Origin of the sequence: Nostoc linckia z4 (assembly GCF_002608075.1) — a bacterium.
Lineage (GTDB): Bacteria > Cyanobacteriota > Cyanobacteriia > Cyanobacteriales > Nostocaceae > Nostoc > Nostoc linckia.
Window position 1 is genome coordinate 22,868 of sequence record NZ_LAHA01000079.1, and the last position, 7,288, is coordinate 30,155.

The 7,288-nt window shown below is 41.9% G+C and carries 7 protein-coding genes; 3 read left to right on the forward strand and 4 right to left on the reverse strand.

Features of this window, described 5'->3' with window-relative positions; all coding sequences use genetic code 11:
* The first annotated feature begins 349 nt into the window (after positions 1 to 349).
* On the forward strand, positions 350 to 1,345 hold the full coding sequence (ygfZ, locus tag VF06_RS34890) for a CAF17-like 4Fe-4S cluster assembly/insertion protein YgfZ (protein ID WP_099072260.1): 996 nt from the start codon (positions 350 to 352) through the stop codon (positions 1,343 to 1,345).
* A 305-nt stretch (positions 1,346 to 1,650) separates the two neighbouring features.
* Here ygfZ and VF06_RS34895 read toward each other — a convergent pair whose 3' ends face one another.
* The 3 genes from VF06_RS34895 to VF06_RS34905 all read right to left on the reverse strand — a co-directional run bounded on the left by VF06_RS34895 (position 1,651) and on the right by VF06_RS34905 (position 4,182).
* Positions 1,651 to 2,559 (reverse strand): DUF5331 domain-containing protein, encoded by a 909-nt coding sequence (locus VF06_RS34895; RefSeq protein ID WP_099072261.1) that lies wholly within the window; start codon positions 2,557 to 2,559, stop codon positions 1,651 to 1,653.
* 272 nt (positions 2,560 to 2,831) lie between these two features.
* Positions 2,832 to 3,119: a (2Fe-2S) ferredoxin domain-containing protein gene (locus VF06_RS34900; RefSeq protein ID WP_099072262.1), complete on the reverse strand. Its 288-nt coding sequence runs from the start codon at positions 3,117 to 3,119 to the stop codon at positions 2,832 to 2,834.
* Between the two features lie 88 nt (positions 3,120 to 3,207).
* The gene (locus tag VF06_RS34905; protein ID WP_099072263.1) at positions 3,208 to 4,182 is read right to left on the reverse strand and encodes a cysteine synthase A; all 975 of its coding nucleotides are present in this window, start codon (positions 4,180 to 4,182) and stop codon (positions 3,208 to 3,210) included.
* A 419-nt stretch (positions 4,183 to 4,601) separates the two neighbouring features.
* Here VF06_RS34905 and VF06_RS34910 point away from each other — a divergent pair, with 419 nt between their 5' ends.
* On the forward strand, positions 4,602 to 5,441 hold the full coding sequence (locus tag VF06_RS34910; protein WP_099072264.1) for a hypothetical protein: 840 nt from the start codon (positions 4,602 to 4,604) through the stop codon (positions 5,439 to 5,441).
* A gap of 171 nt (positions 5,442 to 5,612) precedes the next feature.
* Here VF06_RS34910 and VF06_RS34915 read toward each other — a convergent pair whose 3' ends face one another.
* Positions 5,613 to 6,494 (reverse strand): carbohydrate ABC transporter permease, encoded by an 882-nt coding sequence (locus VF06_RS34915; RefSeq protein ID WP_099072265.1) that lies wholly within the window; start codon positions 6,492 to 6,494, stop codon positions 5,613 to 5,615.
* A 24-nt stretch (positions 6,495 to 6,518) separates the two neighbouring features.
* Between VF06_RS34915 and purN the strand changes: the two genes are divergently transcribed.
* The gene (purN, locus tag VF06_RS34920; protein WP_099072266.1) at positions 6,519 to 7,166 is read left to right on the forward strand and encodes a phosphoribosylglycinamide formyltransferase; all 648 of its coding nucleotides are present in this window, start codon (positions 6,519 to 6,521) and stop codon (positions 7,164 to 7,166) included.
* Positions 7,167 to 7,288: the final 122 nt, after the last annotated feature.

Sequence of the window (7,288 nt, forward strand, 5' to 3'; positions counted from 1 at the left end):
TAAATATAGAATTCAAAAAAACATGGGAAAAACTTTTAAATAAAACTCTTTATAAACTTTTACTGAGAAAAAATTAATTTTTTGTTAATTTAAGAAGTAAAAATACAAAAAATTTCACTCAAAGATTTCTAGGATAAGAGGAATTGTCGCCAAGTCATCTTAGTCATTAACTCAGTGGTTATTAGTCATTAATATTACACTTTTGCTTCGCTCAGTGTAACTGAATACAATAAATTAAATATAATTACTGCGGTGACGGGAAATTGTGGGGTAATTATTGGGGCATTGAAAGACCCTTATTTGCTAAGATTTGCAGTGCGACAACATTGAAACAGGGCAATTGGTCATCATGCCAACATCTACAATTGACAATCAAGATGCAGCTGCTATCCAAGCTGCTAGAGTTGGAGTTGCAATCTGCGATCGCACCGCTTGGGGACGCATCAAAGTGTCTGGTGATGACCGCCTCCGCTTTTTACACAACCAAAGCACTAATGATTTCCTCCCACTCAAGCCAGGACAAAGTTGTGATACGGTTTTCGTCACTTCCACAGCCAGAACAATTGATTTAGTAACCGCCTATGTCAGAGAAGATGCGGTGATTTTGCTGGTTTCCCCTAACCGCCGCCAGTTTCTTATGGAATGGTTGGACAAATATATTTTCTTTGCCGATAAGGTGGAATTATCTGATATCACCCAATATACCAACACTCTCAGCCTCATCGGCCCCCAAAGCGACGCTGTAATTGAAAAATTGGGTATTGGCGAACTTATTGGTCAACCTTACGGAAGTCACCAAGTATACACCATTGGTAATGCTCAGGGAGTGCGTATTGCTGTAGGTAGTGGTTTAGGAATTCCCGGTTACACTTTAACTTTTCCCTACACTGACAAAGCAACAGTGTGGGAAAAACTGTTAGAAGCTGGAGCAGTAGAAATGAGCGATCGCGCTTGGGAAGTGTTGCGAATTTTACAAGGACGCCCCGCCCCAGACGCAGAACTAACCGATGATTACAATCCCCTAGAAGCTGGTTTGTGGCAAACAATTTCTTTTACTAAAGGCTGCTACATCGGACAAGAAACCATTGCTCGGTTAAACACATATAAAGGTGTAAAACAGCACTTATTTGGTGTGAAACTCAGCGCTGCTGCGGAAATTGGCAGTGCGATCGCCCTGGGAGATGAAAAAGTTGGTAAACTTACTAGTTATACAGAAACTCCTGATGGTTATTTTGGCTTAGGTTACATCCGCACTAAAGCTGGTGGTGTGGGATTAAAAGTTCAAGTGGGAGAAACCACAGGTGAAATAGTAGAAATCCCATTCGTTTCTCATGAGTATCCATAGAATTAAGACTTATCATTAAAACTGACGCAAAGACACGGGGAATTTTTTTTGATAAGCGATTAGGCGGACATGATATTACCCAAGAAATATTTTGTCATGTTAATAGGGGACTTTCAAGTAAATAGGACTTACGCAAAAGTATGAATAAACGAACCGCAAAGGACACAAAGGGCACGAAGTTATAAGAGTTTGAGAGAGTTCTTGCGTAAATCCTAGTAAAAAAAATTCCACAAAAGACTGTTGACTGTCAACGGTCAACAGTCAACAATCCCAATTGAGCAACTTATTTTCCCGACTCCCCTCTATTAACCATCGCATCTAACACCTTGGCAAAATTCATCTACCCAAGAAGCTACACTACGGGCATTGGTGCTTCGTAATATATCGACTTTGCTTTGAACTTGTTGTGATGGTGTATTTATATGCTGAGTATCTTTAGGAACTTCGGTAATAATTTCTAGCGATCGCACTGGTTTACCATTACTAGAAATTTCAGTAGTAATTGCTAGGGATCTGATGGGTTTGCTGTGACTAGAAACTTGAGTACCCAATGCCACAGACGGCATAGTTTTGCTTTTGCTGTTGACCTGAGAGACAACTGTCAGCGTTCCTGTTGAGGAGGAGCGATGGAGCGATGATTTTACTGGTTTATCTTCCCTGAATAAACTGGAATCTGGCTTCACTGAATGTAGCGTTTTTACGGATATATTCGCAGGAATTTTAGTAACAACTGCCACTGATGTTCCAGATTGTGGTGTAGCAGCTACTTTAGTATTATCTGTTAATAATGTTAAAGTTTGCTGCAAAGGTGGTAAATCAGAGTTTAGCGTCTTACCAGGAGAATCAGCTACCTCTTTAGTAGAATTTAAAACCAAGGGAACAACTTTGTTGTCGTGAGAAAATTCATCTTCTAACGCCTCACTTTCAACTTGCTTTGCCGATTTTATTAGACGTAACTCTTCATCGGGATTGAAGTTAAGACCCAAAGCCGTGACTATTTTATCAGGATTATTACTTAAATCAGAGATAAAATCGAGTATTTCATAAAACTGCGGTTCCAAAACAGACAAAGTTGCCAAAATAAATCCAGAAGAAGGACGCCGCAGACCATCGTAAGTAGCCCAAACTCGCATCTTAACCAACCAGGAAGTATTTTGCTCGTAGTAACTCAGCCACTTCTGTTTTAAGGATTGACGCAGTTGCTGGATATTCATCGAATGCCTCATATCAATTCAAAATTTAAAATTCACGCATTAAAAAAGCTCAATTTCATCTGGGTTTATAGACTTGTATCTATCACATTCTTTTTTGCAAGTGTTATTACTGAAGTCAAAGGATTTTGATTTGGGATTTTAGATTTGGGATTGACCCTACCAATAAATGGGTAGGGCTAGAGCCTTAAAAGAAGTTTAATAGCTTGCTAAAGTTAGGTTATCAGCAATCTAAAATCTCAAATTGGCAATTAACAACAGTGCAGACTTGATTTTTAGGAATGAAATCGATGATAGAGCATTTGTTTGACTCTTTGGCCACCTAACAAATGCTGTTTTACCAGTAAAGGTACTTCATCAGGCTGAACGCCACTATACCAGACCATATCAGGTAATACCAGCACCATCGGCCCATTACCACATTGTCCCAAACAACTGCTACCTGTTACCATTACCCCAGGAATTGGCAAAGCCATCAAAGCCGCCAAAACTTTCATAGCGCCTTGCTTTTTACAAGTGCGATTTTGACAAACCCGCACACATTTAGCTTGGTCATTAGTCATTAGTCATTAGTCATTAGTCATTAGTCATTTCTTCCTCTGCTCCCCATCCCCCATACTCCCCATCCCCCATACTCCCCATCCCCCATCCCTAATCCACAGAAAGCCCTTTTGCAGCTAACCATTCATGGTTGAATATCCGCGATTGATACCGGGAACCACTGTCACATAATATGGTGACGATGGTATGTCCTGGGCCTAATTGCTTGGCTAAGGCAACAGCAGCCCCAACATTAATACCCGTCGAACCGCCCATTAATAAACCATCTTTTCTCAGTAGTTGGTAAACTACTCTTAAAGCTTCTTTGTCATCGATTTGGATAGCGTCATCGGCAGGTGCGCCTTCCATATTGGCTGTAACACGACCATTACCGATGCCCTCAGTGATGGAATTCCCTTCCATTTTGATTTCGCCGGTTTTGACATAACTATAAAGTCCACTACCCAAGGGGTCGGCAACGACGCATTTAATGGCAGGATTTTGTTCTTTTAAGTACAAGGCCACACCAGCAAAAGTACCAGCAGTACCAGTTGCGGCTGTCCATGCATCTATTTTACCATCTGTCTGTTGCCAAATTTCTGGCCCTGTGGTTTCGTAGTGGGCGCGGCGGTTGGCTAAATTATCAAACTGATTTGCCCAAATGGCGTTTTCTAATTCTGCGGCAATTCTACCAGATAATTTGACGTAATTATTTGGGTCTTTGTAAGGTACAGCCGGGACGCGACGGACTTCTGCTCCCAAGGCTGTGAGTGCGTCTATTTTTTCTTGTGATTGGGTATCGGGGATAACAATTAGACATTTGTAACCTTTGGCGTTGCAAATATGCGCTAGTCCGATGCCAGTATTACCAGCAGTTCCTTCGACAACCGTACCACCGGGTTTGAGTAAACCTTTTTCTTCTGCATCTTGAATAATGTAAAGTGCGGCCCGGTCTTTGACGGAACCGCCAGGATTGAGAAATTCTGCTTTACCAAGGATTTCGCACCCTGTTTCTTCACTAAAGCTGTTTAAACGAATCAGAGGTGTGTTACCAACAGCGCCAACGAAGCCATTTTTAATGTCCATTTTGACTCTACCTATGTTGTCTTCTATAAAAATTTTGGCTTATAGCGGTGGCATGATTGACACATCTCCAGAAATAACCATAAATATACTTCTAAGAGAAGTCGGGAAAAGGGGAAGGTGAAAGGAGGAAAAGTTTGGTATTTTCCCAGGACTTACGTAAAAATAACGTAATTGGGTCATTACGAGCGATAGCGAAGTAATCCGCCCTGACGCTGGGATTGCTTCCCTACACTCCGTTACGGTCGCAATGACAATATTGGCGTTGCGTAAGTCCTATTTCCCTTTAATATTTTCCCTTTCCCCTTTAACCTTTTCCCTTTTCTCACAAGAGTGCAAAAAGCACTTTTGCAAGAGATTTAATGCGTAAATTACCATATTCAAGATGTATCCAGTATTAATAATGTTTGCTACAAAGCTAAATGTACAACTATAATCAATCTCCTTTTTCCTCTCAGGCTTCAACCCCTGGCTCTTTGTCAATCCAGCACGGACATTATTTTAACTATGTAGTACCCAGTGGTTGGCGAGTGGTCGAGGATGGACAATTTGCTGTTGTCTTATTTTCCCCAGATAATGCAGCTTTGACGATTATGGTAGGGAATTCTGGACTGCCAGTAAACTACAATCCTTGGCAGTACGTTTATGAAAAGCTCTTAGCAATGCAGCCTTATCAACTGCTTTTGGGTCAGCCCCGCCAAGCTCAACCGATTGCTGGATGTTCGGTTGCTTATGAGTTTGATTGCACATACATCTACAATGGTATCCCTTGTCAAGGGATAGCCAAGTGCAGCGTGGCATATAGCTACAACTTGTGTACGATGGTGATGACTTGTGCAGCATCCCACCAATCGCAGTGGGCTAATTATGCTTCATGGTTGCCACAGGTAGCATGTCAAGTTTCGGCAACAAATGGAGCAGCCTTCGGAATGCGAGGAATTATGGCGCAAAACATAGACATTTCGGTTACCGAAGGGCAGAGGCAGAGGGAATACCGCGAATGGTCTGGGCGGACATGGGATGAGGTAACCCGCCAACGAGGTGAGTCTATAGACCGTCAAAACTTCCAGTTTCGTGAAAACTTGGGCAATGTAACAACTTGGACAAATTCTTACGGGTATCCAATTGTCGAGTTACCAACAGACTACAACTACTATTGGATAAATCGTCAAGGACAAATATATGGTACAAATAACCCAGGTGAAAATCCGAATGTCGGCTCAACTCAAGATTGGATAAAGATGAATCGTTATCTACCCTAAACTTTGCTGTGTTCCCAATGTGGCGATCGCTTTTTTGGTGGGGTTATTATTACTCTGTAAGTATCTCTACGTCGCAGCGATTAAAAAAGCGATCGCATTTCGCTACAGGAGATGTCAACCAATTTACTCAGATAATAATACTCTTCTTTCTCCCCTACCCCCCTACCCCCTCTACTCGTCTCCCCAGGTTTGTAACTGCAAATATACCAGTACCAAAGTCACCGCTAACAATACCGTTGCGGCGGCGGCGGCATAGCCAAAATCAAATTGAGCAAAGGCTTCTTGATAAATGTAGTAAACCAGCAAATTAGTGGAATTCAAGGGGCCGCCGCCAGTGATGACATAAACTTGTTCAAAACTCCGCAATGTAAAAATTGCAGTGGTAATTGTGACAAATACAACAGTGGGACGCAATCCGGGTAATGTAATATGCCAAAATTGTTGCCAAGCATTAGCACCATCTAAATCTGCTGCTTCATAACGGCTAAGGGGAATTGCTTGCAACCCAGCTAAAAATACCACCATATTGAAGCCGATTTGTTTCCAAATACTCATTAAAATTAGTACTGGCATTGCCCAAAATATATCTCCCAGCCAAGGTACGGCTGGAATACCAAAAAAATCTAACAGTCCGTTCACTGGCCCCGTTGTTTGAAACAGCCAGCGAAATCCTAAGCCAGCAGCTACAAGAGAAATAATTGAAGGTAAAAAATAAGCACTCCGCAAGATTCCCCGCAAAGCTAAGGAGCGGTTTAATAGCACTGCTAATCCCAAGGGGATAATTAAACTGGGAATAATGGTGGCAACAGTAAAATAAATGGTGTTACCAATAACTTGCCAGAAGTCAGAGTTCAATAACAAGCGCCAATAGTTTTTTAACCCTATCCAATAAATACCCTTTGAGGTGAAACTGCCGGCGGTGAAACTCAGGTAAAACAAATAAGCTATGGGCCAAATGATAAAAACACCTAGTAAAATCAGTGCTGGTGTGAGAAAAATCCAAGCAGCTACTGTATCATTGTCCAACCAAGACTTACTATATGTTTTTGGCATTTATAATTTTCCCTTTTTGCTGTTATGACGCTTTGCCCTGATTTTACCCCTAGCTTGGTTTCTCCCGGCGTTAACAATGTCCGCCCACAAGATACTCCTTTGAAACTGGGAGTTATGGCTTCTGGAAATGGCAGCAATTTTGATGTAGTTGCCCAAGCGATTGAAAACGGACAACTAAATGCCAAAATTCAAGTTTTGATTTATAATAACCCCACAGCAAAAGCAGCAGTCAAAGCAGCAAATCGCGGAATAGAAGCTGTGTTGCTGAATCACCGCGAGTATAAAAGCCGGAAAAAGTTTGATGAGAAAATTGTGCAGACATTACGGCAGCATGATGTCGAATGGGTGATTCTGGCGGGGTGGATGCGACTGTTGACATCAGTATTTATTGATGCTTTTCCTAACAAAATTATTAATATACATCCAAGTTTATTGCCTAGTTTTAAGGGAATTAATGCTGTAGAACAAGCTTTGGCATCTGGGGTAAAAATCACTGGCTGTACTGTGCATATTGCTTGTTTAGAAATGGACAGCGGCCCTATATTGATGCAAGCCGCAGTACCAGTGCTACCGGATGATACGCCAGAAACACTGCACGCCAGAATTCAAATTCAAGAACATCGGATTTTACCAATGGCCATCGCCCTGGCAGCAGCTAATACTAATTCCTAGTTGCTGTCAATAGGGTTCGGATAAGCAGTAGACTTGTGGCAGAAGTCGGGGAAAGGGGAAAGGGGAAAGGGGAAAGGGGAAAGGGGAAAGGGGAAAGGGGAAAGGTTAAAGGGGAAAGGGGA